This is a genomic window from Pseudomonas sp. SIMBA_068 (assembly GCF_046534705.1).
GTDB classification, from domain to species: Bacteria; Pseudomonadota; Gammaproteobacteria; order Pseudomonadales; family Pseudomonadaceae; genus Aquipseudomonas; species Aquipseudomonas putida.
In genome coordinates, this window is sequence record NZ_JAWRYI010000001.1 from 65,214 (window position 1) to 91,626 (window position 26,413).

The 26,413-nt window shown below is 63.2% G+C and carries 28 protein-coding genes; all 28 read left to right on the forward strand.

Going from position 1 to position 26,413, the window contains the following annotated elements; all coding sequences use genetic code 11:
- The first annotated feature begins 152 nt into the window (after positions 1–152).
- The 28 genes from fliH to SB756_RS00435 all read left to right on the forward strand — a co-directional run bounded on the left by fliH (position 153) and on the right by SB756_RS00435 (position 26,413).
- Positions 153–947, forward strand: a complete 795-nt coding sequence (gene fliH / locus SB756_RS00300; protein WP_341796424.1) for a flagellar assembly protein FliH — start codon at positions 153–155, stop codon at positions 945–947.
- The gene (gene fliI, locus SB756_RS00305) at positions 937–2,292 is read left to right on the forward strand and encodes a flagellar protein export ATPase FliI (protein WP_059394792.1); all 1,356 of its coding nucleotides are present in this window, start codon (positions 937–939) and stop codon (positions 2,290–2,292) included. The genes fliH and fliI overlap by 11 nt, the downstream gene beginning before the upstream one ends.
- 6 nt (positions 2,293–2,298) lie before the next feature.
- Positions 2,299–2,751 carry a flagellar export protein FliJ gene (gene fliJ, locus SB756_RS00310; RefSeq protein ID WP_410909961.1) on the forward strand — a complete coding sequence of 151 codons (453 nt, stop codon included), beginning with the start codon at positions 2,299–2,301 and terminating at the stop codon, positions 2,749–2,751.
- A gap of 232 nt (positions 2,752–2,983) precedes the next feature.
- Positions 2,984–3,289: an STAS domain-containing protein gene (locus SB756_RS00315; RefSeq protein WP_016488428.1), complete on the forward strand. Its 306-nt coding sequence runs from the start codon at positions 2,984–2,986 to the stop codon at positions 3,287–3,289.
- A gap of 8 nt (positions 3,290–3,297) precedes the next feature.
- The gene (locus tag SB756_RS00320; RefSeq protein WP_410909962.1) at positions 3,298–4,989 is read left to right on the forward strand and encodes a SpoIIE family protein phosphatase; all 1,692 of its coding nucleotides are present in this window, start codon (positions 3,298–3,300) and stop codon (positions 4,987–4,989) included.
- 48 nt (positions 4,990–5,037) lie between these two features.
- Positions 5,038–5,385: an Hpt domain-containing protein gene (locus tag SB756_RS00325; RefSeq protein ID WP_341796422.1), complete on the forward strand. Its 348-nt coding sequence runs from the start codon at positions 5,038–5,040 to the stop codon at positions 5,383–5,385.
- Between the two features lie 72 nt (positions 5,386–5,457).
- On the forward strand, positions 5,458–6,714 hold the full coding sequence (locus SB756_RS00330) for a flagellar hook-length control protein FliK (RefSeq protein WP_341796421.1): 1,257 nt from the start codon (positions 5,458–5,460) through the stop codon (positions 6,712–6,714).
- Positions 6,715–6,899: 185 nt separating this feature from the next.
- Entirely contained in the window at positions 6,900–7,397 is a 498-nt protein-coding gene (gene fliL, locus SB756_RS00335; protein WP_341796420.1) for a flagellar basal body-associated protein FliL, read from the forward strand.
- 9 nt (positions 7,398–7,406) lie between these two features.
- Entirely contained in the window at positions 7,407–8,375 is a 969-nt protein-coding gene (gene fliM / locus SB756_RS00340; RefSeq protein ID WP_013973595.1) for a flagellar motor switch protein FliM, read from the forward strand.
- Between the two features lie 47 nt (positions 8,376–8,422).
- Positions 8,423–8,887: a flagellar motor switch protein FliN gene (gene fliN, locus SB756_RS00345; RefSeq protein ID WP_341796419.1), complete on the forward strand. Its 465-nt coding sequence runs from the start codon at positions 8,423–8,425 to the stop codon at positions 8,885–8,887.
- Positions 8,888–8,899: 12 nt separating this feature from the next.
- A complete protein-coding gene (fliO, locus tag SB756_RS00350) occupies positions 8,900–9,334 on the forward strand; it encodes a flagellar biosynthetic protein FliO (RefSeq protein WP_264360260.1) in 435 nt (144 codons plus the stop codon).
- The gene (gene fliP / locus SB756_RS00355; protein WP_341796418.1) at positions 9,334–10,101 is read left to right on the forward strand and encodes a flagellar type III secretion system pore protein FliP; all 768 of its coding nucleotides are present in this window, start codon (positions 9,334–9,336) and stop codon (positions 10,099–10,101) included. Before fliO ends, fliP begins: the two co-directional genes overlap by 1 nt.
- 21 nt (positions 10,102–10,122) lie before the next feature.
- The gene (gene fliQ, locus SB756_RS00360; RefSeq protein WP_012273497.1) at positions 10,123–10,392 is read left to right on the forward strand and encodes a flagellar biosynthesis protein FliQ; all 270 of its coding nucleotides are present in this window, start codon (positions 10,123–10,125) and stop codon (positions 10,390–10,392) included.
- Between the two features lie 7 nt (positions 10,393–10,399).
- Positions 10,400–11,176: a flagellar biosynthetic protein FliR gene (gene fliR / locus SB756_RS00365; RefSeq protein ID WP_016498561.1), complete on the forward strand. Its 777-nt coding sequence runs from the start codon at positions 10,400–10,402 to the stop codon at positions 11,174–11,176.
- A 2-nt stretch (positions 11,177–11,178) separates the two neighbouring features.
- Positions 11,179–12,321, forward strand: a complete 1,143-nt coding sequence (flhB, locus tag SB756_RS00370; protein WP_016498562.1) for a flagellar biosynthesis protein FlhB — start codon at positions 11,179–11,181, stop codon at positions 12,319–12,321.
- A gap of 223 nt (positions 12,322–12,544) precedes the next feature.
- Positions 12,545–14,674 (forward strand): flagellar biosynthesis protein FlhA, encoded by a 2,130-nt coding sequence (flhA, locus tag SB756_RS00375; protein WP_063423081.1) that lies wholly within the window; start codon positions 12,545–12,547, stop codon positions 14,672–14,674.
- A gap of 11 nt (positions 14,675–14,685) precedes the next feature.
- Positions 14,686–15,993, forward strand: a complete 1,308-nt coding sequence (gene flhF, locus SB756_RS00380) for a flagellar biosynthesis protein FlhF (RefSeq protein ID WP_059394800.1) — start codon at positions 14,686–14,688, stop codon at positions 15,991–15,993.
- Positions 15,994–16,086: 93 nt separating this feature from the next.
- A complete protein-coding gene (gene fleN / locus SB756_RS00385; RefSeq protein WP_012273492.1) occupies positions 16,087–16,920 on the forward strand; it encodes a flagellar synthesis regulator FleN in 834 nt (277 codons plus the stop codon).
- Positions 16,917–17,657: an RNA polymerase sigma factor FliA gene (fliA, locus tag SB756_RS00390; protein ID WP_019472908.1), complete on the forward strand. Its 741-nt coding sequence runs from the start codon at positions 16,917–16,919 to the stop codon at positions 17,655–17,657. The genes fleN and fliA overlap by 4 nt, the downstream gene beginning before the upstream one ends.
- A gap of 120 nt (positions 17,658–17,777) precedes the next feature.
- Positions 17,778–18,152, forward strand: coding sequence for a chemotaxis response regulator CheY (locus SB756_RS00395; RefSeq protein WP_162489843.1), 375 nt, complete (start codon positions 17,778–17,780; stop codon positions 18,150–18,152).
- 20 nt (positions 18,153–18,172) lie between these two features.
- The gene (locus SB756_RS00400; protein WP_016498567.1) at positions 18,173–18,961 is read left to right on the forward strand and encodes a protein phosphatase CheZ; all 789 of its coding nucleotides are present in this window, start codon (positions 18,173–18,175) and stop codon (positions 18,959–18,961) included.
- Between the two features lie 12 nt (positions 18,962–18,973).
- Positions 18,974–21,217: a chemotaxis protein CheA gene (locus SB756_RS00405; RefSeq protein WP_341796416.1), complete on the forward strand. Its 2,244-nt coding sequence runs from the start codon at positions 18,974–18,976 to the stop codon at positions 21,215–21,217.
- Between the two features lie 46 nt (positions 21,218–21,263).
- Positions 21,264–22,388, forward strand: coding sequence for a chemotaxis response regulator protein-glutamate methylesterase (locus SB756_RS00410; protein ID WP_063423083.1), 1,125 nt, complete (start codon positions 21,264–21,266; stop codon positions 22,386–22,388).
- Positions 22,388–23,128 (forward strand): flagellar motor protein, encoded by a 741-nt coding sequence (locus SB756_RS00415; protein WP_043197155.1) that lies wholly within the window; start codon positions 22,388–22,390, stop codon positions 23,126–23,128. The genes SB756_RS00410 and SB756_RS00415 overlap by 1 nt, the downstream gene beginning before the upstream one ends.
- Before the next feature lie 3 nt (positions 23,129–23,131).
- Positions 23,132–23,989: a flagellar motor protein MotD gene (gene motD, locus SB756_RS00420; protein WP_063423084.1), complete on the forward strand. Its 858-nt coding sequence runs from the start codon at positions 23,132–23,134 to the stop codon at positions 23,987–23,989.
- A 219-nt stretch (positions 23,990–24,208) separates the two neighbouring features.
- Complete coding sequence (locus tag SB756_RS00425; protein ID WP_016488407.1) at positions 24,209–24,997, forward strand: ParA family protein; 789 nt, start codon at positions 24,209–24,211, stop codon at positions 24,995–24,997.
- Positions 24,997–25,890, forward strand: coding sequence for a CheW domain-containing protein (locus SB756_RS00430; RefSeq protein ID WP_341796415.1), 894 nt, complete (start codon positions 24,997–24,999; stop codon positions 25,888–25,890). Before SB756_RS00425 ends, SB756_RS00430 begins: the two co-directional genes overlap by 1 nt.
- A 43-nt stretch (positions 25,891–25,933) precedes the next feature.
- A complete protein-coding gene (locus SB756_RS00435; RefSeq protein WP_003254393.1) occupies positions 25,934–26,413 on the forward strand; it encodes a chemotaxis protein CheW in 480 nt (159 codons plus the stop codon).

The following is a 26,413-nucleotide window of genomic DNA, read 5'->3' on the forward strand; positions in this document are numbered from 1 at the left end:
GGCTGGTGCGGTCATTGTGGGAGCTGGCTTGCCGGCGATGAGGCCAGCCCAGGCAGAGTCGTTGCATGGCAAGGGCTGCGCCCTTGATCGCCGGCAAGCCAGCTCCCACAAGGCCCTTATGGGTCGAACATGCTTGTTGAGTACTTTAAAACATGTCCAGCAAAGAACATCACCCCAGCGACCTGATCCGCGCCCGCGACCTCGAGGGCGTGGATGTGTGGACGCTGCCCAGCTTCGACCCGGAGCCAGAGCCCGTACCCGAGCCTGAGCCGGAGCCCGAGCCGGTCGAGGAAGAAATCGAGGAAGTGCCGCTGGAAGAAGTCCAGCCGCTCACCCTGGAAGAGCTCGAGGCCATCCGCCAGGAAGCCTACAACGAAGGTTTCGCCACCGGCGAGCGAGAGGGCTTTCACAGCACCCAGCTCAAGGTGCGCCAAGAGGCCGAAGCGGCCCTGAAGGCCAAGCTCGACAGCCTTGAACAACTGATGGCCAACCTGATGGAGCCGATCGCCGAGCAAGACACCCAGATCGAGAAAACCCTCGTGCACCTTGTGGCGCACATGACTCGCCAGGTGATCGGCCGCGAATTGCACAACGACTCCAGCCAGATTACCCAGGTGCTGCGCGAAGCATTGAAGCTGCTGCCCATGGGCGCGGACAATATCCGCATCCACCTCAACCCGCAGGACTTCGAGCTGGCCAAGGCCCTGCGCGAACGCCACGAGGAAAACTGGCGGCTGCTGGAAGACAGCGCACTGCTACCGGGGGGCTGCCGTATCGAAACTGCCCATAGCCGCATCGATGCGACCATGGAAACGCGCATCGAGAAAACCGTGGCGCAGCTGTTCGACCAGTTGCACGACCATTCCCTGCACCCGGCGGCGCCAGACATGTCGGTAGACCTGGACGCCCCCGTCGAGCGTTCGGTGGAAAGCCCTGATGCACCTTAAGCGCACCAGCTTCGGCAAACGCCTGGGCAGTTATGCCGAGGCCATCGAGCTGCCGTCCCAGCCCATCGTCGAAGGCCGCCTGCTGCGCATGGTCGGGCTCACCCTGGAGGCCGAAGGCCTGCGCGCCGCGGTGGGAAGCCGCTGCCTGGTGATCAACGACGACAGCTACCACCCGGTCCAGGTAGAAGCCGAGGTCATGGGCTTTGCCGGGCCCAAAGTGTTTCTCATGCCGGTCGGCAGCATTGTCGGTATCGCCCCCGGCGCCCGGGTGGTGCCGCTGGATGACGGCGGCCGGCTGCCCATGGGCATGAGCATGCTCGGCCGTGTGCTGGACGGCGCCGGCCGCGCGCTGGATGGCAAGGGCGGGATGAAGGCCGAGGACTGGGTGCCGATGGACGGCCCTGTGATCAACCCGCTCAACCGTGACCCCATCAGCAAGCCGCTGGACGTGGGCATTCGCAGCATCAATGGCCTGCTGACCGTCGGTCGCGGCCAGCGCCTGGGCCTGTTTGCCGGTACTGGCGTAGGTAAGTCGGTGTTGCTGGGCATGATGACCCGCTTCACCGAAGCCGAAATCATCGTGGTTGGCCTGATCGGTGAGCGGGGCCGTGAGGTGAAGGAGTTCATCGAGCACATCCTGGGTGAAGAGGGCCTCAAGCGTTCGGTAGTGGTGGCTTCGCCTGCCGACGATGCGCCGCTGATGCGCCTGCGCGCTGCCATGTATTGCACGCGCATCGCTGAGTACTTCCGCGACAAGGGCAAGAACGTGCTGTTGCTGATGGACTCGCTCACCCGTTTCGCCCAGGCCCAGCGTGAAATTGCCCTGGCCATCGGCGAGCCGCCTGCCACCCGGGGTTACCCGCCGTCTGTATTCGCCAAGCTGCCCAAGCTGGTGGAGCGGGCGGGCAATGGCGAGGCGGGCGGTGGTTCGATTACCGCGTTCTATACCGTGTTGTCCGAAGGTGATGACCAGCAGGACCCGATCGCCGACTCGGCGCGCGGTGTGCTCGACGGCCACTTCGTGCTGTCGCGCCGGCTGGCCGAAGAGGGCCATTACCCGGCCATCGACATCGAAGCCTCGATCAGCCGGGTGATGCCCCAGGTGGTCGATGCCGACCACTTGCGCCAGGCGCAGAAGTTCAAGCAATTGTGGTCGCGCCTGTCGCAAAGCCGCGACCTGATCAGCGTGGGCGCCTATGTGGCCGGCGGCGACCCGGAAACCGACCTGGCCATTGCCTTGCAATCGAAGCTGGTGGAGTTTCTGCGCCAAGGCCTGCAGGAGAATGTGGGCATGGCGCAGAGCCGCGAACAGCTGGGGGCGATCTTCACGCCCCCGGCGGGCTGATAGGCCATGGCGCTGCCCGGACGCGCTGCGCGCCTGGCGCCGGTGGTGGACATGGCCGAGGAAGCCGAGCGCAAGGCAGCCCAGCGCCTGGGGCATTTCCAGCAGCAGGTGGCCACGTCCCAGGCCAAGCTGGCTGAACTCGAACGGTTTCGTGAGGATTACCAGCTGCAGTGGATCAACCGCGGCGGGCAGGGGGTCAATGGCAGCTGGCTGGTCAACTACCAGCGTTTTCTGGGGCAGCTGGAAGCGGCCATGACCCAGCAGCGCCAGAGCCTGGTGTGGCACCAGAACAACCTCAACAACGCCCGTGGCACCTGGCAGCAGGCCTATGCCCGGGTAGAAGGTTTGCGCAAGCTGGTGCAGCGCTACATGGACGAAGCCCGGCGCGCCGAAGACAAGCGTGAGCAGCGGTTGCTGGACGAACTGTCGCAGCGCCTGCCCCGCCAAAACCATTTTTAATCCTGTCTTGCACCATCAATCAGGCTACCGCGTGCCCCTGTAGGAGCAGCCTTGTGCTGCGAAGAGGCCATTGCAGCCAAAGATAATCTTTGGCGTTACCGGCCTCTTCGCAGCACAAGGCTGCTCCTACAAGGGGTCGCGTCGCCTGCTGGAACCATGTGCTTGCCACCCATGCCATCGCCTGCTAAACCTTAATGGAGTTGCATCCGCCATCATCGAAGGAATCGCTAGCATGGCAGTCGAGACTGATTTTTCGCAGGAAGGGAAAAAGCTGACGATCAAGATCAAGGGGCGCTTCGATTTCGGCAAACATCAGGAATTTCGTGACGCCTACGAACGCCAGCCCTATCGGCCCGATTCGGTAATCGTCGACCTGAAAGACACCACCTACCTCGACAGTTCCGCGCTCGGCATGCTGCTGTTGCTGAGGGACCATGCGGGCGGCGATGAGTCGGATGTGCGCGTGGTGCATGCCAGCTCCGATGTGCGCAAGATCCTCGCCATCTCCAATTTCGAAAAACTGTTCGACATCAGTTGAGCGCCGACATGCCGCCCCAACAGGCGTTGACCGTGCTGGTCGCCGAAGACGGGGCCGCCGACAGAATGCTGCTGGCGCAGATCGTGCGCCGCCAGGGCCATCAGGTATTCACCGCAGAAAACGGCGAGCAGGCGGTGGCGCTGTTCATCGAGCGGCGCCCGCAGCTGGTGCTGCTGGATGCGCTGATGCCGGTGATGGATGGCTTCGAGGCGGCGCGGCAGATCAAGGCTCTGGCCGGCGAGGCGCTGGTGCCGATCATTTTCCTGACGTCGCTGAATGAGGAAGAGGGCCTGGTGCGCTGCCTGGAGGCCGGGGGCGATGACTTCATGGCCAAGCCCTACAGTGCGGTGATCCTCGGCGCCAAGATCCGCGCCATGGACCGCCTGCGCCGGCTGCAGGCTACCGTGCTGGAGCAGCGTGACCAGATTACCCGGCACCACCATTACCTGCTCAACGAGCAGCGGGTGGCCAAGGCGGTATTCGACAAGGTGGCCCACTCCGGCTGCCTTTCTGCCCCTAACATCCGCTACCTGCAATCGCCCTATGCGCTGTTCAATGGCGACCTGATGCTGGCCGCGTTCACGCCGGCCGGTGACATGCGTGTGCTGCTTGGCGATTTCACCGGCCATGGTCTGCCAGCGGCGGTAGGGGCGATGCCGCTGGCCGAAGTGTTCTACGGCATGACCGCCAAGGGCTACGGCATGGCGCAGATCCTGCGCGAGATGAACGCCAAGCTCAAACGCATCCTGCCGGTGGACATGTTCTGCTGTGCACTGCTGCTCGACCTCAGTTTGCAGCGCGGTTCGGTCGAGGTGTGGAACGGGGGCATGCCCGATGGCTATCGCCTGTCGGTAAATGGCCATATGCTATCATCACTGAGCTCTCGGCACCTGCCGCTGGGTATCCTGGCTGCAGAGCGTTTCGATGACAGCACTGAAGTGCTGCCGTTGGCACCGGGCGAGCGCTTGTTGCTGTTGTCGGACGGCGTGCTGGACACCGCCGATGACCAGGAACGGTTATTCGGCGTAGAGCGTTTGCGTGCGGTGCTGGCCGACAATCGCGACCCTGCGCAGCTGTTCGATGAAGTCATGCAGGCGCTGGAGCAATTTGGCGGGCACCCGCGTGATGACATCAGCCTGTGCGATATCCGCATGTTCAGCGCTGAGGAGCGGGTGCCGGCGCCGATGATCTACTCTGATAGCGGCCGTTCCAGCCCGCTGGACTGGTCGCTGAGGTTCGAGGTACGTGGTGAGAGCCTCAAGAGCTTCAACCCGGTGCCGTATCTGGTGCAGTTGTTGCAGGAAATTCACGGCCTGCGGGCGCGCACCGGCAGCCTGCACGCAGTGCTCAGCGAGCTGTATTCCAATGCACTGGAGCATGGTGTGCTGGGCCTGGATTCGCAGCTCAAGCGCGATGTGCAGGGGTTCGCCGACTATTATCAGGAGCGCGCCCGGCGGCTGGGTGCGTTGAGCGACGGTTTCGTGCGCATCGACTTCAGGGTTGAACCGCACGCCGAGGGCGGGCGTCTGATGATCGAGGTGCTCGACAGTGGCGTCGGGTTCGATGTGCAGCGTGTGCTGTCGCGGCCGTCGCTGGCGCAGGGCCTGAGCGGGCGTGGCCTGAACCTGATTCAGCGGCTGGCCAGCAATGCCCGCTGGAGCGAAGGCGGGCGTTGCGCACATGTGGAGTTCGTATGGTGAGCCACAGGCTGGCTCGGACATAATCTGGCTTGATCAAGGAGTGAACAAGTGACTGACATGCATATTGACCACAAGGTCCTCAGTGACCTGCGTGAAGTCATGGAGGATGGCTACCTGCAGTTGGTGCAAACCTTTCTCGACGACTCTGAACGGCGCCTGAGCCAGCTGCATGCGGCCAAAAGCGCCGAAGAGCTCGGTGCGGCCGCCCACAGCTTCAGGGGCAGCAGCAGCAACATGGGCGCCGTGGCCTTGGCTTGCCTGTGCCAGCAACTGGAAGACCGCGCGCGGCAGCGCCCGCTGTATGGGATCGAAGACCTGATCAACCGCATCGATCTGGAATATGTCGAGGTGCAGCACTTCTACCGCGATGAGCAGCAGCGTATTTCTGCAGGCTGATGTGTGAGTTGGCGCGAGTCTTGCCTCTCTCTGGCTGGATGATCTTTCTGTTCCTGGCGCGGAGACCGCTCAATGCCTGTCGCACCCAACCCTTTGTTGCAAGCCAACGCCATTACCAGCACCTCGCGTTCGGCCACCGCGCAGGCGGATAAACCGCTGCAGGCGCTGGGTGACAAGGGCGACGGCTTTGGCCAGGTGATGGCCAGGCAGGGGCGTGACAAGGCCGCCGGGCAGGATGACAGGGTCGCCTCGGCCAAGCCCAAGGACAAACCTGAGTCGGCAGCGGGTGGCAAGAAAGACCCCGCCGACAAAACTGCGGTTGCCGATGACGGCAATAAATTGCCAGCTGACGACGCTGCCCAGGCCGATACCGGGCTGCGTGATGCCAGCCTGGTGGCCGGCCAGGTCACCGACGCCCAGCCTGGTGCGCAACTGATCCAGGCCCAGGCCGAGGCCGTTGCGCCGGTACTGCAGGCCGCCACGGCGCAGGTTGCTGCGCTGCCCGAAGAACCCGCTGCCGAAGAAGCCTTCGACCCCGATGCCGACCCGTTGGCCAACCTGCCAACCTTGCGCCTGGCCTTGGAGCAGAGCGCCCAGGCCAAGGGTGGCACCTCGGCACATGCGCTGGATCCGTCCCGGGCCCAGGGCGAGGATGGGCAGGCGGCCGTCAATACCTTGGCGAATCTGGTGGACAATAGCGAGGGTGAAGCGGGTGAGTCGAGTGACAAGGCCTTTGGTGCCTTGCTTGAAGATGGCCTGAAAGACACCAAGAGCGCCAGCAGCGACACCCGCATCGATGATTTCGCCAATCGCCTGGCCAGCCTGACCCAGGCGGCCACGGCCAAGACCGCCAACGCCGTGCCGGCCAATGCCAGCCCGTTACACCAGCCATTGCCGATGAACCAGGGTGCCTGGGCCGAGGGCCTGGTCAACCGGGTCATGTACCTGTCCAGCCAGAACCTCAAGTCGGCGGATATCCAGCTGGAGCCGGCGGAGCTGGGCCGCCTGGACATTCGCGTCAATGTTGCGACGGACCAGTCGACCCAGGTCACCTTCATCAGCGGTCACGCTGGTGTGCGTGATGCCCTCGACAGCCAGGTGCACCGCCTGCGCGAACTGTTCGCCCAGCAGGGGCTGGCCCAGCCAGACGTCAACGTGGCCGACCAGTCGCGCGGGCAGCAACAGCAGCAGGGGCAGGCGCAGGGCAGCAACCTGTCCGGGGTGGCGGCGCGGCAGGCGGAGCAGGGCGGGGGCGAGCCCGTCGAAGGCGCCCGGCCTGTGGAGCAGCAGGTGGTTGTTGGCGACAGTGCGGTTGATTACTACGCCTGAAACTCATTCGCCTGTACCGGCCTCTTCGCAGCACAAGGCTGCTCCTACAGGGGAATGCAATCCCTGTAGGAGCAGCCTTGTGCTGCGAAGAAGCCGGCGCAGGCTGTCCAGGCTCATTCTGGCATAACACTTGCTCAAGCCAAGCCATCCACCTTTGAACCCCCGATGGACGACGGATTATTGGCATGGCGAAGAGCGAAACAGTCAAAGACCCCGCCACTAAAGGCAAACTCAAACTGATCCTGCTGGCCGTCGTAGGCCTGTTGCTGGCGATCGGCCTTTCGGTGGGCGCTACCTGGTTCATCATGCACAAGAGCGATTCGGCCCCGGCCGCCGAGCCTGTGGCCGGCAACGTCAAGCCAGCGGCGATCTACGAGGCGCTGACCCCGGCATTTGTGGTGAATTTCAACCAGAATGGCCGCCAGCGCTACATGCAGCTGAGCATCACCATGCAGGCGCGCAACCAGGCTGACCTGGATGCCCTGAAGGTGCACATGCCGGTGATCCGCAACAACCTGGTGATGATGTTCTCCGGGCAAGGTTTCGACACCCTGGCCAGCAGCCCGGTCGGGCAGGAGATGTTGCGCCAGAAGGCTACCGCAGTGGTCCAGGAAGTGGCGCAGAAGGAAGTCGGCAAGCCGGTCATCGACCAGTTGCTGTTCACCAATTTCGTATTGCAGTAGGAGTCCGCAATGGCCGTACAGGACCTGCTGTCCCAGGATGAAATCGATGCCCTGTTGCACGGCGTCGACGACGGGCTGGTGCAGACCGAAAGTGCATCCGAGCCTGGCAGTATCAAAAGCTACGACCTGACCAGTCAGGACCGTATCGTACGGGGTCGCATGCCGACCCTGGAAATGATCAACGAGCGCTTCGCCCGTTACACCCGTATCAGCATGTTCAACCTGCTGCGCCGTTCCGCCGACGTGGCCGTGGGTGGCGTACAGGTGATGAAGTTCGGCGAATACGTGCACTCGCTGTACGTGCCGACCAGCCTCAACCTGGTCAAGATCAAGCCGCTGCGCGGCACCTCGCTGTTCATCCTCGATGCCAAACTGGTGTTCAAGCTGGTGGACAACTTCTTCGGTGGCGATGGCCGCCACGCCAAGATCGAAGGCCGCGAATTCACCCCTACCGAGCTGCGCGTGGTGCGCATGGTGCTGGACCAGTGTTTCGTCGACCTCAAGGAAGCCTGGCAGGCAATCATGCCGGTCACCTTCGAGTACATGAACTCCGAGGTCAACCCGGCCATGGCCAACATCGTCGGCCCCAGCGAGGCAGTGGTGGTGTCCACATTCCACATCGAACTGGACGGTGGCGGCGGCGACCTGCACGTGACCATGCCGTACTCGATGATCGAGCCGGTGCGGGAAATGCTCGATGCCGGGTTCCAGTCCGACCTGGACGACCAGGACGAGCGCTGGGTCAAGGCCCTGCGCGAGGACGTGCTGGATGTGGCCGTGCCACTGACCGCCACGGTCGCCCGCCGCCAGCTGAAACTGCGCGACATCCTGCACATGCAGCCCGGTGATGTGATCCCGGTGGAGCTGCCCGAGCACCTGGTGCTGCGCGCCAACGGTGTGCCGTCGTTCAAGGCGCGGCTGGGTTCGCACAAGGGCAACCTGGCCCTGCAGATCATCGACCCGATCGAACGCCGCTGACGGCGTGCCGGTCGCTCACAACGAATTGAATGCCTGTCGAGGAAACCATGGCTAACGAAAACGAGATCACCTCCGCAGAGGACCAGGCGCTGGCCGATGAGTGGGCTGCGGCCCTTGAGGAAACCGGCTCGGCCGGGCAGGCCGACATCGATGCGCTGCTGGGCGGTGACACCGGCAACGGCGGCGGTGGCCGCATGCCGATGGAAGAGTTCGCCAGCTCGCCGAAGCCGAACGAAAACGTCAGCCTCGAAGGCCCGAACCTGGACGTGATCCTGGACATCCCGGTGAACATCTCCATGGAAGTGGGCAGCACCGAGATCAACATTCGCAACCTGCTGCAACTCAACCAGGGCTCGGTGATCGAGCTGGACCGCCTGGCTGGCGAGCCGCTCGATGTGCTGGTCAATGGCACGCTGATCGCCCATGGCGAAGTGGTGGTGGTCAACGAGAAGTTCGGCATTCGCCTGACCGACGTGATCAGCCCCAGCGAACGTATCAAGAAGCTGCGCTGAGTGAAGGGCACGATGCGCGCCATTGCGGCGTTCGCTGCACTGCTGGCCAGCCAGGCGTGCCTGGCCGCGGCCACGCCCGCGGCGACCCCGGCGACGGCGCCTGGCAGCCTTGGCGGCCAGTTGGCGCAGATGGTCTTCGGCCTGCTGCTGGTGGTGGGCCTGATTTTCTTCCTGGCGTGGGTGCTGCGGCGTATGCAGAGCACGGCGGTGAAGGGCGGGCAGGTGATCGAGATCGTCGGCAGCCGGGCCATCGGCCCGCGTGACCGCCTGCTGCTGGTGCAGGTGGGCAAGGAGCAGATCCTGATTGGCCACACCCCCGGTAGCATCGAGGCCTTGCATGTGCTGGCCGAACCTGTGGAAGTGCCGGCTGGCGCACGTCAGGCAACGCCGGAATTTGCCCAGCGGCTGATGGAGCTGATGGGCAAGGACCCTAAGGACAAGTTGTGATGAGCGGCCCGCTGCGTACGTTGTTGAACTCTTTATTGGGTGTAGCGCTGCTGCTGGCTGCGCCGCTGGCCCTGGCCGCCGACCCGTTGTCGATCCCGGCCATTACCCTGTCCAATGGGGCGGACGGGCAGCAGGAGTATTCGGTCAGCCTGCAGATTCTGCTGATCATGACGGCGCTCAGCTTCATCCCGGCGTTCGTCATCCTGATGACCAGCTTTACCCGCATCATCATCGTGTTCTCGATCCTGCGTCAGGCCCTGGGCCTTCAGCAGACACCGTCCAACCAGATCCTGACCGGCATGGCACTGTTCCTGACCATGTTCATCATGGCGCCGGTGTTCGACCGGGTGAACACGGACGCCCTGCAGCCGTACCTCAAGGAGCAGATGACCGCTCAGCAGGCCATCGACAAGGCCCAGGTTCCGCTCAAGGACTTCATGCTGGCGCAAACCCGGCAAAGCGACCTCGACCTGTTCATGCGCCTTTCAAAGCGCACCGACATTGCCGGCCCCGACCAGGTGCCGCTGACGATCCTGGTGCCGGCATTCGTCACCTCCGAGCTGAAAACCGCGTTCCAGATCGGTTTCATGATCTTCATCCCGTTCCTGATCATCGACATGGTGGTGGCGAGTGTACTGATGGCCATGGGTATGATGATGCTGTCGCCGCTGATTATCTCGCTACCGTTCAAGATCATGCTGTTCGTGCTGGTGGATGGCTGGGCGCTGATCATGGGTACCTTGGCCAGCAGTTTCGGCGGCGTCTGACGCCGTCAAGGAGAGCCGCCGATGACACCTGAAGTAGCTGTCGACCTGTTTCGTGATGCCCTGTGGCTGACCACCCTGATGGTCGCCGTGCTGGTGGTACCGAGCCTGTTGGTGGGCCTGGTGGTTGCGATGTTCCAGGCCGCCACCCAGATCAACGAGCAGACCCTGAGCTTTCTGCCGCGTCTGCTGGTGATGCTGATCACGCTGATCGTCGCCGGGCCATGGCTGGTGCAGAAGTTCATGGAGTACATCACCACCCTCTACACCAACATCCCGCAACTGATCGGTTGACGCGGATATGCTGGAGCTGACCGACGCGCAGATCGGCACTTGGGTTGCCACCTTCATCCTGCCGTTGTTCAGGGTGACTGCGGTGCTGATGACCATGCCGATCCTTGGCACGCGCATGCTGCCGGCGCGGGTGCGCCTGTACGTGGCGGTGGCCATTACCGTGGTGATCGTGCCGGCGCTGCCGCCGTTGCCTGAATTCGACCCGCTGAGCCTGCGCGGCCTGCTGCTGTGCGCCGAACAGATCATTGTCGGTGCGCTGTTCGGCCTGGCCTTGCAGTTGTTGTTCCAGGCTTTCGTGATCGCCGGGCAGGTCGTGGCGGTGCAGATGGGCATGGCCTTCGCCTCGATGGTCGATCCCGCCAACGGCGTTAACGTCACGGTCATCAGCCAGTTCATGACCATGCTGGTGAGCGTGCTGTTCCTGTTGATGAACGGCCACCTGGTGGTGTTCGAGGTGCTGACCGAAAGCTTTACCACCTTGCCGGTGGGCAATGCGCTGGTGGTCAACCAGTTCTGGGAGCTGGCCGGGCGGCTGGGTTGGGTATTTTCTGCCGGCCTGTTGCTGATCCTGCCGGTGATCGCTGCGTTGCTGGTGGTGAACATTGCCTTCGGCGTGATGACCCGCGCCGCGCCGCAGTTGAACATCTTCTCCATTGGTTTTCCGCTGACCCTGGTCATGGGTATGTTCATTTTCTGGGTCGGCCTGGCCGATGTGCTGTCCCACTACCAGGCATTGGCCAGCGAAGCGCTGCAATGGCTGCGTGAACTGGCGAGGGCGCGCTGAGCATGGCAGAAAGCGAGAGCGGTCAGGACAAGACAGAAGACCCCACCGACAAGCGCAAGCGCGATGCCCGCGAGAAAGGTGAGATCGCCCGCTCCAAGGAGCTGAACACGGTGGCGGTGACCCTGGCTGGCGCGGGTGGCCTGCTGGCATTCGGCGGTCATATGGCCGAGACGTTGCTGAGCATCATGCGCATCAACTTCAGCCTGACCCGCGACATCATTGTCGACGAGCGGGCCATGGGCGCCTTCCTGCTGGCCTCGGGCAAGATGGCGATATGGGCGGTGCAGCCGGTGCTGATCCTGCTGTTCGTGATTTCCTTCGTGGCACCTATTGCCCTCAGTGGTTTCCTGTTCTCTGGCAGCCTGCTGCAGCCAAAATTCAGCCGCATGAACCCACTGGCCGGGCTCAAGCGCATGTTCTCGATGCATGGCTTGACCGAGCTGCTCAAGGCGCTGGCCAAGTTTTTCGTGATCCTGGCGGTGGCGGTGGTGGTGCTGATCAACGACCGCCAGGCATTGCTGTCGATTGCCAACGAACCGCTGGAGCAGGCGATCATTCACAGCCTGCAGGTGGTGGGCTGGAGTGCGCTGTGGATGTCGGCCGGGTTGCTGCTGATCGCGGCGGCGGACGTGCCCATCCAGCTGTACCAGACGCACAAGAAAATGAAGATGACCAAGCAGGAAGTGCGCGACGAGTACAAGGACAGCGAGGGCAAGCCAGAGGTCAAGCAACGCATTCGCCAGCTGCAGCGCGAGATGTCGCAGCGGCGCATGATGGCGGCGGTGCCGCAGGCCGATGTGATCATCACCAACCCGACGCACTATGCGGTGGCCCTGCAGTACGATCCGGAGAAGGGCGGGGCGGCGCCGTTGCTGCTGGCCAAGGGTACCGACTTCATGGCCTTGAAGATTCGGGAGATTGGCGTGGAGCACAAGATCCAGATCCTCGAATCGCCGGCGCTGGCGCGGGCGATCTACTACTCCACCGAGCCAGAGCAGGAGATCCCCGCCGGCTTGTACCTGGCCGTGGCGCAGGTGCTGGCCTATGTGTTCCAGATCCGCCAGTACCGCGCTGGCAGGGGCAAGCGGCCAGAGCCGTTGAAAGAAGACCTGCCGATCCCGCCGGACCTGCGCCGCGACAGTTGACCTCTTGTTATCCTTAAAGGCGGCGCGGTGCGTGTAGGAGCAGCCTTGGGCTGCGAAGAGGCCGGTAAGGCTGAAGTTGATCTTCGCTTGCAATGGCCTCTTCGCAGCACAAGGCTGCTCCTACAAAAACAGCATCCTCTCCCGTGCAAAGTTGGAAGGCTTCTTGCAAAGCCACGCCCAGGCGCCCCCTGGGCGTCAAAGTTTTGCATCAAGAGGACTCGCGGTGGATCGCACTCAGTTAATCAGCAACGCCCGCAACAACCTGGCCGGTCTCGGTCGGGGCAACCTGGGCGTGCCGCTGCTACTGCTGGTGATGTTGGCAATGATGATGTTGCCGATACCGCCGTTCCTGCTCGACGTGTTCTTCACCTTCAACATCGCCCTGTCGATCGTCGTGCTGCTGGTCTGCGTGTACGCCCTGCGCCCGTTGGACTTTGCCGCCTTCCCCACCATCCTGCTGGTGGCCACGCTGCTGCGCCTGGCCCTGAACGTGGCGTCCACCCGTGTGGTCATGCTGCATGGCCAGGAGGGCCACGGCGCTGCCGGCAAGGTGATCCAGGCCTTCGGCGAGGTGGTGATCGGCGGCAACTACGTGGTCGGTGGCGTGGTGTTTGCCATCCTCATGATCATCAACTTCGTGGTGGTGACCAAGGGTGCCGGGCGTATTTCCGAGGTAAGCGCGCGTTTCACCCTCGATGCCATGCCCGGCAAGCAGATGGCCATCGATGCCGACCTCAACGCCGGCTTGATCGACCAGGCCCAGGCCAAGCACCGCCGTGCCGAAGTGGCGCAAGAGGCGGAGTTCTACGGCTCGATGGACGGTGCCAGCAAGTTCGTCCGCGGTGATGCCATTGCCGGCCTGCTGATCCTGTTCATCAACCTGATCGGCGGCATGCTGATCGGCATGCTGCAGCACGGCATGAGCTTCGGCGATGCCGGCAAGGTATACGCCCTGCTGACCATCGGTGACGGTTTGGTGGCGCAATTGCCATCACTGCTGCTGTCCACCGCCGCCGCGATCATGGTCACCCGCGCCTCGGGCTCCGAGGACATGGGCAAGCTGATCAACCGGCAGATGTTCGATTCGCCCAAGGCCCTGGCGGTGTCCGGCGGGCTGATGATCGTCATGGGGCTGGTGCCGGGCATGCCGCACGTGGCCTTCCTCAGCCTTGGCCTGCTGGCCTGCGGCGGCGCCTACCTGGTGTGGAAGAAGCAGAACAAGGTGAAGCTGGAGGCGCTACAAGAGGCGCAGCGCCAGCAAGACCTGTTGCCCTCGCCGCAGCGCGCGCTCGATACCAAGGAGCTGGGCTGGGACGACGTGACGCCCATCGACATGATCGGCCTGGAAGTCGGTTACCGGCTGATCCCGCTGGTCGACCGCAACCAGGGCGGCCAGTTGCTGGCGCGGATCAAGGGTGTGCGCAAGAAGCTGTCCCAGGACCTGGGTTTCCTCATGCCCACCGTGCACATTCGTGACAACCTCGACCTGCAGCCCAGCGCCTATCGCCTGACCCTGATGGGGGTGATCCTGGCCGAAGCGGAGATTTACCCGGACCGGGAGCTGGCGATCAACCCCGGGCAAGTGTTCGGCACCCTGAACGGCATTGCCGCGCGCGACCCGGCGTTTGGCCTGGAGGCGGTGTGGATCGACGTCGGCCAGCGTTCCCAGGCGCAGTCGCTGGGCTACACCGTGGTCGACGCAAGCACCGTGGTGGCCACCCACCTCAACCAGATCCTGCAGAAGCACTGCCATGAGCTGATTGGCCACGAAGAGGTTCAGCAACTGCTGCAGGTGCTGTCCAAGGCATCGCCTAAACTTGCAGAAGAGCTGGTGCCGGGTGTCATTTCCTTGTCGGGCCTGCTCAAGGTGCTGCAAGCGCTGTTGTCGGAACAGGTGCCGGTGCGCGATATTCGCAGTATTGCCGAAGCCATCGCCAACAACGCCGGCAAGAGTCAAGATACCGCCGCGCTGGTGGCGGTGGTGCGCGTCGGATTGTGTCGCGCCATCGTGCAAAGCATTGTCGGCGTTGAGTCGGAGCTGCCAGTGATTACCCTGGAACCAAGGTTGGAACAGATTTTGCTCAATAGTCTGCAAAGGGCCGGGCAGGGTCAGGAAGATGGTGTTCTTCTGGAACCGAGCATGGCCGAGAAGCTGCAACGTTCGCTGATCGAAGCGGCCCAGCGCCAGGAAATGCAGGGCCAGCCGGCCATCCTGCTGGTCGCCGGCCCGATCCGCGCCATGCTGTCGCGTTTCGGTCGCCTGGCTGTACCGAATTTGCATGTTCTGGCGTATCAGGAAATACCGGACAACAAGCAAGTCACCATCGTTGCCACCGTGGGCCCTAACGGCTGAGGTAGTGGATAATGCAAGTTAAGCGATTTTTCGCCGCCGATATGCGTCAGGCCATGAAACTGGTCCGTGACGAGCTGGGCGCCGATGCCGCGATCATTGGCAACCGCCGCATTGCCGGTGGTGTCGAACTGACGGCCGCGCTGGACTATAAGTTGTCCGCCCTGGCTCCGCGCGTGCCCAACGCCGAGCTGGAAGAAGAGCTGCGCAAGACCCATACGCGCATCGCCACTGCCCAGGCCGAGCTGGACCACCGCCAGGACAGCAGCGACAACAACCGCCAATTGTTTGCCGGGCAGTCGCTGACCGCCGCCGAGCCGTTGATCGAGCCGCACGTCGATGCCCCTGAGGCTGCCGCTGCCCCTGCTGCGGCGCCGGTCGACCCGCGCCTGTTCGATGCCATGCGCTCCGAGCTGTCGGGCCTGCGCGAGCTGCTGGAAGTGCAGCTCGGTTCGCTGGCCTGGAGCCAGTTGCAGGGCAGCAAGCCACAGCAGGCCAACCTCTGGCGCCGGCTGCAGCGCATCGGCCTGTCCGGGCCTATCGCCCGTGAGTTGCTCGACCTCACCGCCGAGATCGAAGAGCCACGCCAGGCCTGGCGCATGCTGCTGGCGCACCTGGCGCGGATGATCGAAATCCCCGAAATCGAACCGATCGAAGAGGGTGGGGTGATTGCCATGGTCGGCCCGGCCGGCATGGGCAAGACCACCACCCTGGCCAAGCTGGCTGCCCGCTACGTGCTCAAGTACGGCGCGCAGAACCTGGCACTGGTGAGCATGGACAGTTTTCGTATCGGCGCCCAGGAGCAGCTCAAGACCCTGGGCCGCATCCTCAACGTGCCAGTCACCTACGTCGACCCGGGCCAGTCGCTGGCTGCGGCACTGGAGCCACTGCTGCGCAAACGCGTCGTGCTGATCGATACCGCTGGCCTGCAGGCCAGCGACCCGGCACTGCGCATGCAGCTGGAAACCCTGGCCGGGCGTGGCATTGCCGCGAAGAATTACCTGGTGCTGGCTACCACCAGCCAGAAGCAGGTGCTGACCGCCGCCTACCACAGCTACAAGCGCTGTGGCCTGGCCGGTTGTATCCTGACCAAACTGGATGAAACGGCAAGCCTTGGCGATGTGCTGAGCCTTGCCATCAGTCATGAACTGCCCGTGGCCTACCTCACCGATGGCCCGCGCATTCCTGACGACCTGCATCTGCCGCGTGGCCACCAATTGGTGTCCCGTGCGGTCAATGTGCAGCAGCAGGACGAGCCCAGCGAGGAGGCCATGGCCGACATGTTCGCTGATCTCTATCACAACCCCCGGCGAGCGGGTTGACCATGAAGCGTGTGCAAAGTAGCTATGCCAAGGGGTACGCAGAATTGCCCCACGTGTGGCCTGAGTCCCAGCGAGACAAGGTAAAGAACAGACATGGGTAGCATGCATCCCGTACAGGTGATCGCCGTGACCGGTGGCAAAGGTGGCGTCGGCAAGACTAACGTTTCAGTGAACTTGTCCCTGGCGCTGGCCGAGCTTGGCCGCAGGGTCATGCTGCTGGACGCCGACCTGGGCCTGGCCAACGTCGACGTGTTGCTGGGCCTTACCCCCAAACGTACCCTGGCCGATGTCATCGAGGGACGCTGCGAGCTGCGTGACGTGATGCTGCAGGGCCCCGGCGGTGTGCGCATCGTACCGGCGGCCTCGGGCACCCAGAGCATGGTGCACCTGGCCCCGGCCCAGCATGCCGGGCTGATCCAGGCGTTCAGCGAAATCGGCGACAACCTCGACGTGCTGGTGATCGACACTGCGGCGGGGATTGGCGAGTCGGTGGTCAGCTTCGTTCGCGCCGCCCAGGAAGTGCTGCTGGTAGTCTGCGACGAGCCCACCTCGATCACCGATGCCTACGCCCTGATCAAACTGCTCAACCGCGACTACGGGATGAATCGTTTCCGTGTGCTGGCCAACATGGCGCAGAGCCCGCAGGAAGGGCGCAACCTGTTCGCCAAGCTGACCAAGGTCACCGACCGCTTCCTCGACGTTGCCCTGCAGTACGTGGGCGCCGTGCCGTACGACGAGTGTGTGCGCAAGGCGGTGCAGAAGCAGCGCGCCGTCTACGAAGCCTTCCCACGCTCCAAGTGCGCGCTGGCTTTCAAGGCGATCGCCCAGAAGGTCGACAGCTGGCCGCTGCCGGCCAATCCGCGCGGCCACCTGGAGTTCTTTGTCGAGCGTCTGGTGCAACCCACCAGCGCGGGACCCGTGCTATGAACGCCAGCGGCTTCAAGATGTACAGCCGGGCGGCGAAAGACGCCCAGTACGAGCTGATCGAACGCTACGCCCCGCTGGTGAAGCGCATTGCCTACCACCTGTTGGCGCGGTTACCGGCCAACGTGCAGGTCGAGGACCTGATCCAGGCCGGCATGATCGGCCTGCTTGAAGTGGCCAACAAATATGACGCCAGCAAAGGCGCCAGCTTTGAAACCTATGCCGGCATCCGCATCCGCGGGGCCATGCTGGACGAGGTGCGCAAGGGCGACTGGGCCCCGCGTTCGGTGCACCGCAATACCCGCATGGTCAGTGACGCGATGCGTGCCGTTGAAGCCAGAACAGGCCGGGACGCTAAAGATCATGAAGTTGCTGCCGAACTCCAATTGAGTCTCGATGATTACTACGGGATCTTGAACGATACCTTGGGCAGCCGCCTGTTCAGCTTTGACGACCTGTTGCAGGACGGCGAGCACGAAGGGCTGCATGAGGATGGCGCCAGTGGCCATGTCGAACCTGCGCGTGGCCTGGAAGACGAACGCTTCCAGGCTGCCCTGACCGAGGCCATTGCCAACCTGCCGGAGCGTGAGCGCCTGGTACTGGCGCTGTACTACGACGAAGAGCTGAACCTCAAGGAAATTGGCGAGGTGCTTGGGGTCAGCGAGTCGCGGGTCAGCCAGTTGCACAGCCAGTGCGCCGCGCGCCTGCGTAGCCGCCTGGGGGAATGGCGGGCACGTTGAGCCCGGTGTCGTTGCAGTCGTTTTCCACGTGCGTTATCCACGTTGTACCGAATTGAATGAGTGCGTGCCCGGTAGACCGGGCGCGTTTGAGACTGCTTGGAGGTCTAATTGGACAAGAACATGAAAATCCTCATCGTTGACGACTTTTCGACGATGCGGCGGATCATCAAGAACCTGTTGCGTGACCTGGGCTTCACCAACACCGACGAAGCCGACGATGGCATTACGGCGCTGCCGATGCTGCAAAGGGGCGCCTATGACTTCCTGGTGACCGACTGGAACATGCCCGGCATGTCCGGCATCGACCTGCTGCGCAAAGTGCGTGCCGACGATCAGCTGAAGACCTTGCCAGTATTGATGGTGACCGCTGAAGCCAAGCGCGACCAGATCATCGAAGCGGCCCAGGCCGGCGTCAATGGCTATGTGGTCAAGCCGTTCACCGCTCAGGTGCTCAAAGAAAAGATCGAGAAGATCTTCGAACGCGTCAACGGCTGAGTCACGTCAGGGGGCGCGCCATGGATTCATCACAAACGTCTTTGGGGGAGTTCGAATCGACCCTGAAGAAACATGCCCAGGAGTTGGTCGAAAGCCTGGAACGGGGCCGTTTTGGCGAGGCGGTACAGCTGATTCACGAGCTGAACCAGACCCGCGATCGCGGCCTGTACCAGGAAGTCGGCAAGCTGACCCGCGAGTTGCACAGCGCTATCGTCAGCTTCCAGATCGACCCGACCATCCCGCAGGCCGAGGAGGTGTCGCAGATTACCGACGCTACCGAGCGCCTGTCGTACGTGGTCAAGCTGACCGAGGGCGCGGCCAACCGCACCATGGACCTGGTCGAGGCAAGCACCCCGGTGCTCAACGACCTGGCCAGCGAAGCCAAGGCCCTGAGCACCGACTGGCAGCGCTTCATGCGCCGCGAAGTGGCTGCGCCGGAGTTCCGTGACCTGGTCAAGCGCGTCGACAGTTTCCTGACGCACAGCGCTGAAGGTAACCGCAAGGTTGCCGGGCATCTCAACGACATTCTGCTGGCTCAGGACTATCAGGACCTGACCGGCCAGGTGATCAAGCGCGTCACCAGCCTGGTGACCGAGGTGGAAAGCAACCTGCTCAAACTGGTGCTGATGGCCAGCCAGGTCGACCGCTTTGCCGGTATCCAGCATGACCACGATCAACTGCGCGCAGAAAAAGATGCAGAAAAACATCCGACTCGGGGTGAAGGTCCGCAGATTCATGCCGATAAGCGTGAAGACGTTGTGTCCGGTCAGGACGATGTCGATGATTTGCTGTCCAGCCTGGGTTTTTAAGGAGCACGTTTGATGAGCTTCGGCGCCGATGAAGAAATCCTCCAGGATTTCCTGGTAGAAGCCGGCGAAATTCTTGAGCAACTGTCCGAGCAACTGGTCGAGCTGGAAAGCCGACCTGACGATGCCGACCTGCTCAATGCGATCTTTCGCGGTTTCCACACTGTAAAAGGGGGCGCCGGCTTCCTCCAGCTGAACGAGCTGGTGGAGTGCTGCCATATCGCCGAGAACGTGTTCGACATCCTGCGCAAAGGTGAGCGCCGGGTCGATGCGGAACTGATGGACGTGGTGCTTGAAGCACTGGATACGGTCAACAGCATGTTTGGCCAGGTGCGCGAGCGCGCCGACGTAACCCCGGCCACCCCCGAGTTGCTGGCGGCCTTGTCGCGTCTGGCCGAACCCGGTGGGGCCGAGGCCGCTGAAGCGCCTGCGCCAGCGGCACCGGTAGCCGAGGCGCCGGTTGCGGCCATGGGCCCTGCCGATGAGCAGGACATCACCGACAGCGAGTTTGAACAGCTGCTCGATTCGCTCGATGCGGTCAAGGCGCAAGCCGCGGTCGATGAGCAGATGCAGGGCGAGGCTGTCAGTGGTGCAGGTGACGAAATCACCGACGCCGAGTTCGAGTCGCTGCTCGACCAGCTGCACGGCAAAGGCCAGTTCAGTGTCGAAGCTGCGGTACAGCCGGTTGCCGCACCCGCAGAAGCGGTAAGCGACGAAATTACCGACGAAGAATTCGAATCGCTGCTCGACCAGTTGCATGGCAAGGGAACGTTCCAAGCTGATGCCTTGCCTGCCGTCAAAGCACCGGCGCCAGTCGCGGTTGACAACAGCGCCGCTGGCGACGAAATCAGCGAGCACGAGTTCGAGGCCCTGCTGGACCAGTTGCACGGCAAGGGCAAGTTTGGTGGTGACGTTGCTGCGGTCGAGGCCCCGGTTGTCGCCAAGGCGCAAGCGCCTGCCCAGGCCTTGGCCGACAGCCAGCCGGTGGCCAAACCAGCCGTTGCTGCGCCGGCGCCTGCGGCCGCCAGCAAGCCTGCGCCGGCCCCCCGTGCGCCGGCGCAGGCTGCCGAGAAGCATGCCGTCAGCGAAGCGGAAACCACCGTTCGCGTCGACACCGCGCGCCTGGACGAGATCATGAACATGGTCGGCGAACTGGTGCTGGTGCGTAACCGCCTGGTGCGCCTGGGCCTGAACAGCGGCGACGAGGCCATGTCCAAGGCCGTGTCCAACCTCGACGTGGTCACTGCCGACCTGCAGACGGCGGTGATGAAAACCCGCATGCAGCCGATCAAGAAAGTGTTCGGCCGCTTCCCACGGCTGGTACGCGACCTTGCCCGCCAGCTGAAAAAAGAGATCAACCTGGAGCTGGTCGGCGAAGAAACCGACCTGGACAAGAACCTGGTCGAGGCCTTGGCCGACCCGTTGGTGCACCTGGTGCGCAACGCCGTCGACCATGGTGTCGAGATGCCCGACGAGCGTGAAGCTTCGGGCAAGGCCCGCACCGGACGCGTGGTGCTGTCGGCCGAACAGGAAGGTGACCACATCCTGTTGTCGATCTCTGACGACGGCAAGGGTATGGACCCGAACATCCTGCGCGCCAAGGCCGTGGAAAAAGGCCTGATGGACAAGGATGCCGCTGAGCGCCTGAGCGAGTCGGACTGCTACAACCTGATCTTCGCCCCGGGCTTCTCGACCAAGACCGAGATTTCCGATGTGTCTGGCCGTGGCGTGGGCATGGACGTGGTGAAAACCAAGATTTCCCAGCTCAACGGTTCGATCAACATCTACTCGGCCAAGGGCCAGGGCTCGAAGATCGTCATCAAGGTACCGCTGACCCTGGCGATCATGCCCACCCTGATGGTGATGCTGGGCAACCAGGCGTTCGCCTTCCCGCTGGTCAACGTCAACGAGATCTTCCACCTCGACCTGTCGCGCACCAACGTGGTCGACGGCCAGGAAGTGGTGATTGTGCGCGACAAGGCGCTGCCGCTGTTCTACCTCAAGCGCTGGCTGGTACAAGGCCAGGTGCACGAAGAGCAGCACGAGGGTCATGTGGTGATCCTGTCGGTCGGCACGCAACGCATCGGCTTTGTCGTCGATCAACTGGTTGGCCAGGAAGAAGTGGTAATCAAGCCGCTGGGCAAGATGCTGCAGGGCACCCCGGGCATGTCCGGGGCCACCATCACCGGTGACGGTCGCATTGCGTTGATTCTCGACGTCCCGAGCATGCTCAAGCGTTACGCCGCGCGGCGTATTTGATTTCGGTGGCGCACCCTGGCGGGTGGCGCCGCCTAATGGAGTGTTTATGGCAGTCAAGGTCCTGGTGGTGGATGATTCCGGTTTCTTCCGCCGCCGTGTCTCGGAAATCCTCTCTGCGGATCCGACGATCCAGGTAGTAGGTACCGCGACCAATGGCAAGGAAGCAATCGACCAGGCGCTGGCGCTCAAGCCCGATGTCATCACCATGGACTACGAAATGCCCATGATGGACGGCATCACCGCGGTGCGGCACATCATGCAGCGCTGCCCGACGCCGGTATTGATGTTCTCCTCGCTGACCCACGAAGGCGCTCGCGTCACCCTCGACGCGCTGGATGCTGGCGCGGTGGATTACCTGCCGAAAAACTTTGAGGACATCTCGCGCAACCCCGACAAGGTCAAGCAGATGCTGTGCGAGAAGGTGCATACCATTTCGCGCAGCAACCGCCGCCTCGGCAGCTATGCCAGGCCGGCGCCGGTCGCCGCCCCTGTGCCCGCCAGCAGCCCTGCGCCGGCCAGCAGCTTCGCAAGCCCGGCGCCGGCCCGCCCTGCGGCGACTGCCCGTGCAGCGGCCCCGGCGGCGTCGCACTCGCCAGCCCCCAAGCGCAAACCTTACAAGCTGGTGGCCATCGGCACCTCCACGGGCGGCCCGGTGGCCCTGCAGCGGGTATTGACCCAGCTGCCGGCCAACTTCCCGGCGCCGATCGTGCTGATCCAGCACATGCCGGCGGCGTTCACCAAGGCCTTTGCCGAGCGCCTGGACAAGCTGTGCCGCATCAACGTGAAGGAAGCCGAGGACGGTGACATGCTGCGCCCAGGCCTGGCCCTGCTGGCCCCCGGCGGCAAGCAGATGATGATCGACGGCCGTGGCACGGTGAAGATCCTGCCCGGTGACGAGCGCCTGAACTACAAGCCGTGCGTGGACATCACCTTCGGCTCGGCAGCCAAGTCGTACGGTGACAAGGTGCTGTCGGTGGTGCTCACCGGCATGGGCGCCGATGGCCGCGAAGGTGCGCGCCTGCTCAAGCAGGGCGGCAGCACCGTGTGGGCCCAGGATGAAGCCAGCTGCGTGATCTATGGCATGCCCATGGCTATCGTCAAAGCCAACCTGGCGGACGCGGTGTACAGCCTGGACGAAATCGGCAAGCACCTGGTGGAGGCCTGCGTCTGATGGACGTCCTCAGCCTGATCGGCCTGATTCTCGCCTTTGTCGCCATCGTCGGTGGCAACTTCCTCGAAGGCGGCCATGTCGGCGCTCTGGTCAACGGCCCGGCGGCGCTGATCGTGCTGGGTGGCACCCTGGCGGCTGCCTTGTTGCAGTCGCCGCTGTCCTCCTTCAAGCGCGCCTTGCAGATCTTGCGCTGGATCCTGTTTCCGCCGCGGGTCGACCTGGCGGGTGGCATCGACCGCGTGGTGAACTGGAGCCTGACCGCGCGCAAGGAAGGCCTGCTGGGCCTGGAAGGCGTGGCCGATGCCGAGCCAGACCCGTATGCGCGCAAGGGCCTGCAGTTGCTGGTGGACGGCGCCGAGCCAGAAGCCATCCGCAGCATCCTTGAAGTCGACTTCCTGACCCAGGAAAGCCGTGACATCCAGGCGGCCAAGGTGTTCGAGAGCATGGGCGGCTATGCGCCGACCATCGGCATCATTGGTGCGGTAATGGGCCTGATCCACGTGATGGGCAACCTGGCCGACCCCTCGCAGCTGGGCAACGGCATCGCCGTGGCCTTCGTTGCCACCATCTACGGCGTGGCCAGCGCCAACCTGATCCTGCTGCCGGTCGCCAACAAGCTCAAGGCCAACGTCATGCGCCAGTCGCGCTACCGCGAGATGCTGCTTGAAGGCTTGTTGTCGATTGCCGAGGGTGAAAACCCGCGCTCGATCGAGTTGAAGCTGCAAGGCTTCATGGAGTAACCCATGCGTCGCCGTCGTCATACCGAGGAACACGAAAACCACGAACGCTGGCTGGTGTCGTACGCCGACTTCATCACCTTGCTGTTCGCCTTTTTCGTGGTGATGTACTCGATTTCCTCGATCAACGAGGGCAAGTACAAGGTTATTTCCCAGGCCTTGCTCGGGGTGTTCAACGACCCTGAGCGCAGCATGAAACCGATCCCCATCGGCGATGAGCAGCCGTTGAGTGTGCGTCCGGCAGAGCCGCTGGTCAAAGACAGCGAGCAGACCGAAGCGGGCCTGGCAGCGACCAATGTCGACCCGCTGAAAACCATCAGCGATGATGTGCGCGATGCCTTTGGCGACCTGATCAACAGCAACCAGATGACTGTGCGCGGCAACGAGTTGTGGATCGAGATCGAGCTGAATTCGTCGCTACTGTTCGGCAGTGGCGATGCCATGCCCAGCGACAAGGCATTTGCCATCATCGAAAAGGTGGCCAACATCCTCAAGCCGTTCGCCAACCCGGTGCATGTCGAAGGCTTTACCGACAACCTGCCGATCCGCACGGCGCAGTACCCGACCAACTGGGAGCTGTCGTCGGCGCGGGCGGCGAGTATCGTACGCCTGCTGGCCATGGAAGGGGTCAACCCGGCGCGCATGGCCTCGGTGGGTTACGGCGAGTACCAGCCGGTAGCCGGCAATGACACCGCCGAAGGCCGCGCACGTAACCGCCGGGTGGTACTGGTGATTTCGCGTAATCTGGAAGTGCGCCGCAGCCTGACCGGCTCGGGCAGTGCCCATGCCACGCCGGATGCCGCGTTGCGCCGGGCTGGCACACAAAGTGCACCTGCAACGCCAGCAACGGTGGCGGGGCAGTGATCCGTCAATTCCCCGTCGCTGCATTGTATTGAAAGTGACTCCGTCCCCTGTGGGAGCGGGCATGCCCGCGAAGTAGACGACGCGGTGGATGACACCGGCTGCGCCGGTGTTCGCGGCGGTTCGACGCTTCGATGAGCCCGCTCCCCCCAGGGATCGTGCCGGATCTTGGATAGTAGTTTCTACAGTGTCCCTGCCAAATCAATAGATAGAGTTTGCTTGATGAGAGTCTGGGCAGTAGCCAATCAAAAAGGTGGCGTCGGCAAGACCACCACCACCATCGCCCTGGCTGGCCTGCTGGCTGAGGCAGGCAAGCGCGTGGTCGTTGTCGACCTCGATCCGCACGGTTCGATGACCAGCTATTTCGGGCACAACCCCGATGCGCTGGAGCACAGCTGCTACGACCTGTTCCTGCACAAGGGCGCAGTGCCAGACGGCCTGCCCGGGCAGTTGCTGCTGCCCACCAGCGACGAGCGCATTTCGCTGTTGCCGTCGAGCACCGCACTGGCCGTGCTGGAGCGTCAGTCGCCGGGGCAGAATGGCCTGGGCCTGGTGATCGCCAAGAGTCTGGCGCAGCTGTGGCAGGATTTCGACTATGCCGTGATCGACAGCCCACCCTTGCTGGGCGTGTTGATGGTCAATGCCCTGGCGGCCAGCCAGCAGTTGGTGATTCCGGTGCAGACCGAGTTTTTGGCGGTGAAGGGCCTGGAACGCATGGTCGGCACCCTGGCCATGATCAACCGCTCGCGCAAGCAGGCGCTGCCGTACCAGATCGTGCCAACGCTGTTCGACCGCCGCACCCAGGCCTCCCTGGGCACACTCAAGCTACTGCGTGACACCTACGGCCAACAGGTTTGGCAGGGCTATATTCCGGTGGATACGCGCCTGCGCGATGCCAGCCGCAAGGGCGTCACGCCCTCGCAGTTCGACAGCAAGAGCCGCGGGTTGATTGCTTACCGGGCGCTGCTCAAGCACCTGCTGACCTACAAGACTGCAGTGCAGGTGGCCTGATGACCCAGACCCGACACACCAGCACCCGGCCGCAGATGGCCTTGCAGTCGTACCTCGATGGCCTGCTGCAGGAAGCCACCGAGGCCGAAGACCTGTTTGAGCCGCCAGCCGCGCAGGACGCGTTCGCCGAGGCGGTGCGTGAGGAACAGGCACGTGATGCCCGTCAGCTGGCCCGACCGGTACCCGCCGAAGCCCCTGCCAGCCTTGCCCCGCGGCCGTTTGCCGAACCCAGGCTGGCGGTGCTGCCCAGCGTCGTGCCAGTAGAGGCGCCGGTGGTGACGGTGGTCGAGCAGGAGGTGCTCGCCGAGGCCGCCATTCCGGTGCTGGTCGAAGAACAAACCGTGGAACCCGCAGTGCCGCTGGTCGACGTGCACCTGCCAGCGCCCAATCTCCCGGTGCCCCCGGCGACCGTCGACGGCCGCCCGGTGTGGGCGGCGGAGCCGTTCGAGTGCCTGCTGTTCGATGTCGCCGGCCTGACCCTGGCGGTGCCGTTGGTGTGCCTGGGCTCGATCTACAACCTGGCCGGCCAGGAGCTGACGCCGCTGTTCGGCCAGCCTGACTGGTTCCTGGGTATTTTGACCTGCCAGGCCGGCAACCTGAAGGTGCTGGACACCGCGCGTTGGGTAATGCCCGACCGCTACCGCGACGATTTTCGTCAAGGCCTGAATTACGTGATTTCCGTGCAAGGCTACGAATGGGGGCTGGCCGTGCATCAGGTCAGCCGCTCGTTGCGCCTGGACCCGTCCGAGATCAAGTGGCGTAGCCAGCGCGGCCAGCGCCCGTGGTTGGCCGGCACGGTGATTGAACACATGTGTGCACTGCTCGACGTCGCCGCACTGGCCGAGCTGATCGCCAGCGGCGCGGTCAAGCAGATGCACGCCAAACAGAAATGACACAGAACACAACCGCCAAACAGCGGATTTTGAGGGTAGGGGAATGAAAAAGTCGTCTGCACAAGGTTCCGAAGATCCGATCCTGCAGTGGGTTACCTTCCGTCTGGACAACGAGTCCTACGGCATCAACGTGATGCAGGTACAGGAAGTGCTGCGCTACACCGAGATCGCCCCGGTACCGGGCGCTCCAAGCTACGTGTTGGGCATCATCAACCTGCGCGGCAATGTGGTGACCGTGATCGACACCCGTCAGCGTTTTGGCCTGATGCCGACCGAGGTCACCGACAACACCCGTATCGTCATCATCGAAGCCGACAAGCAAGTGGTCGGCATTCTGGTCGACAGCGTGGCCGAAGTGGTTTACCTGCGCCAGTCCGAAATCGAAACCGCACCGAACGTGGGTAACGAAGAGTCGGCCAAGTTCATCCAGGGCGTGTGCAACAAGAATGGCGAACTGCTGATCCTGGTCGAGCTGGACAAGATGATGACCGAGGAAGAGTGGTCCGAGCTGGAGAATATCTGA

Bases quoted from the DNA above. Each gene is read 5' to 3' on its own strand.
- motD (WP_063423084.1), top strand. From the start codon at position 23,132: ATGCGTCGCCGTCGTCATACCGAGGAACACGAAAACCACGAACGCTGG.
- fleN (WP_012273492.1), top strand. From the start codon at position 16,087: ATGGGTAGCATGCATCCCGTACAGGTGATCGCCGTGACCGGTGGCAAA.
- SB756_RS00415 (WP_043197155.1), top strand. From the start codon at position 22,388: ATGGACGTCCTCAGCCTGATCGGCCTGATTCTCGCCTTTGTCGCCATC.
- fliL (WP_341796420.1), top strand. From the start codon at position 6,900: ATGGCGAAGAGCGAAACAGTCAAAGACCCCGCCACTAAAGGCAAACTC.
- SB756_RS00410 (WP_063423083.1), top strand. From the start codon at position 21,264: ATGGCAGTCAAGGTCCTGGTGGTGGATGATTCCGGTTTCTTCCGCCGC.
- fliQ (WP_012273497.1), top strand. From the start codon at position 10,123: ATGACACCTGAAGTAGCTGTCGACCTGTTTCGTGATGCCCTGTGGCTG.
- fliP (WP_341796418.1), top strand. From the start codon at position 9,334: ATGAGCGGCCCGCTGCGTACGTTGTTGAACTCTTTATTGGGTGTAGCG.
- fliH (WP_341796424.1), top strand. From the start codon at position 153: ATGTCCAGCAAAGAACATCACCCCAGCGACCTGATCCGCGCCCGCGAC.
- SB756_RS00320 (WP_410909962.1), top strand. From the start codon at position 3,298: ATGCCGCCCCAACAGGCGTTGACCGTGCTGGTCGCCGAAGACGGGGCC.
- fliM (WP_013973595.1), top strand. From the start codon at position 7,407: ATGGCCGTACAGGACCTGCTGTCCCAGGATGAAATCGATGCCCTGTTG.
- SB756_RS00395 (WP_162489843.1), top strand. From the start codon at position 17,778: ATGAAAATCCTCATCGTTGACGACTTTTCGACGATGCGGCGGATCATC.
- SB756_RS00405 (WP_341796416.1), top strand. From the start codon at position 18,974: ATGAGCTTCGGCGCCGATGAAGAAATCCTCCAGGATTTCCTGGTAGAA.
- SB756_RS00435 (WP_003254393.1), top strand. From the start codon at position 25,934: ATGAAAAAGTCGTCTGCACAAGGTTCCGAAGATCCGATCCTGCAGTGG.
- flhF (WP_059394800.1), top strand. From the start codon at position 14,686: ATGCAAGTTAAGCGATTTTTCGCCGCCGATATGCGTCAGGCCATGAAA.
- SB756_RS00330 (WP_341796421.1), top strand. From the start codon at position 5,458: ATGCCTGTCGCACCCAACCCTTTGTTGCAAGCCAACGCCATTACCAGC.
- SB756_RS00315 (WP_016488428.1), top strand. From the start codon at position 2,984: ATGGCAGTCGAGACTGATTTTTCGCAGGAAGGGAAAAAGCTGACGATC.
- flhB (WP_016498562.1), top strand. From the start codon at position 11,179: ATGGCAGAAAGCGAGAGCGGTCAGGACAAGACAGAAGACCCCACCGAC.
- fliR (WP_016498561.1), top strand. From the start codon at position 10,400: ATGCTGGAGCTGACCGACGCGCAGATCGGCACTTGGGTTGCCACCTTC.
- fliA (WP_019472908.1), top strand. From the start codon at position 16,917: ATGAACGCCAGCGGCTTCAAGATGTACAGCCGGGCGGCGAAAGACGCC.
- fliI (WP_059394792.1), top strand. From the start codon at position 937: ATGCACCTTAAGCGCACCAGCTTCGGCAAACGCCTGGGCAGTTATGCC.
- SB756_RS00430 (WP_341796415.1), top strand. From the start codon at position 24,997: ATGACCCAGACCCGACACACCAGCACCCGGCCGCAGATGGCCTTGCAG.
- SB756_RS00425 (WP_016488407.1), top strand. From the start codon at position 24,209: ATGAGAGTCTGGGCAGTAGCCAATCAAAAAGGTGGCGTCGGCAAGACC.
- fliO (WP_264360260.1), top strand. From the start codon at position 8,900: ATGCGCGCCATTGCGGCGTTCGCTGCACTGCTGGCCAGCCAGGCGTGC.
- fliN (WP_341796419.1), top strand. From the start codon at position 8,423: ATGGCTAACGAAAACGAGATCACCTCCGCAGAGGACCAGGCGCTGGCC.
- SB756_RS00400 (WP_016498567.1), top strand. From the start codon at position 18,173: ATGGATTCATCACAAACGTCTTTGGGGGAGTTCGAATCGACCCTGAAG.
- fliJ (WP_410909961.1), top strand. From the start codon at position 2,299: ATGGCGCTGCCCGGACGCGCTGCGCGCCTGGCGCCGGTGGTGGACATG.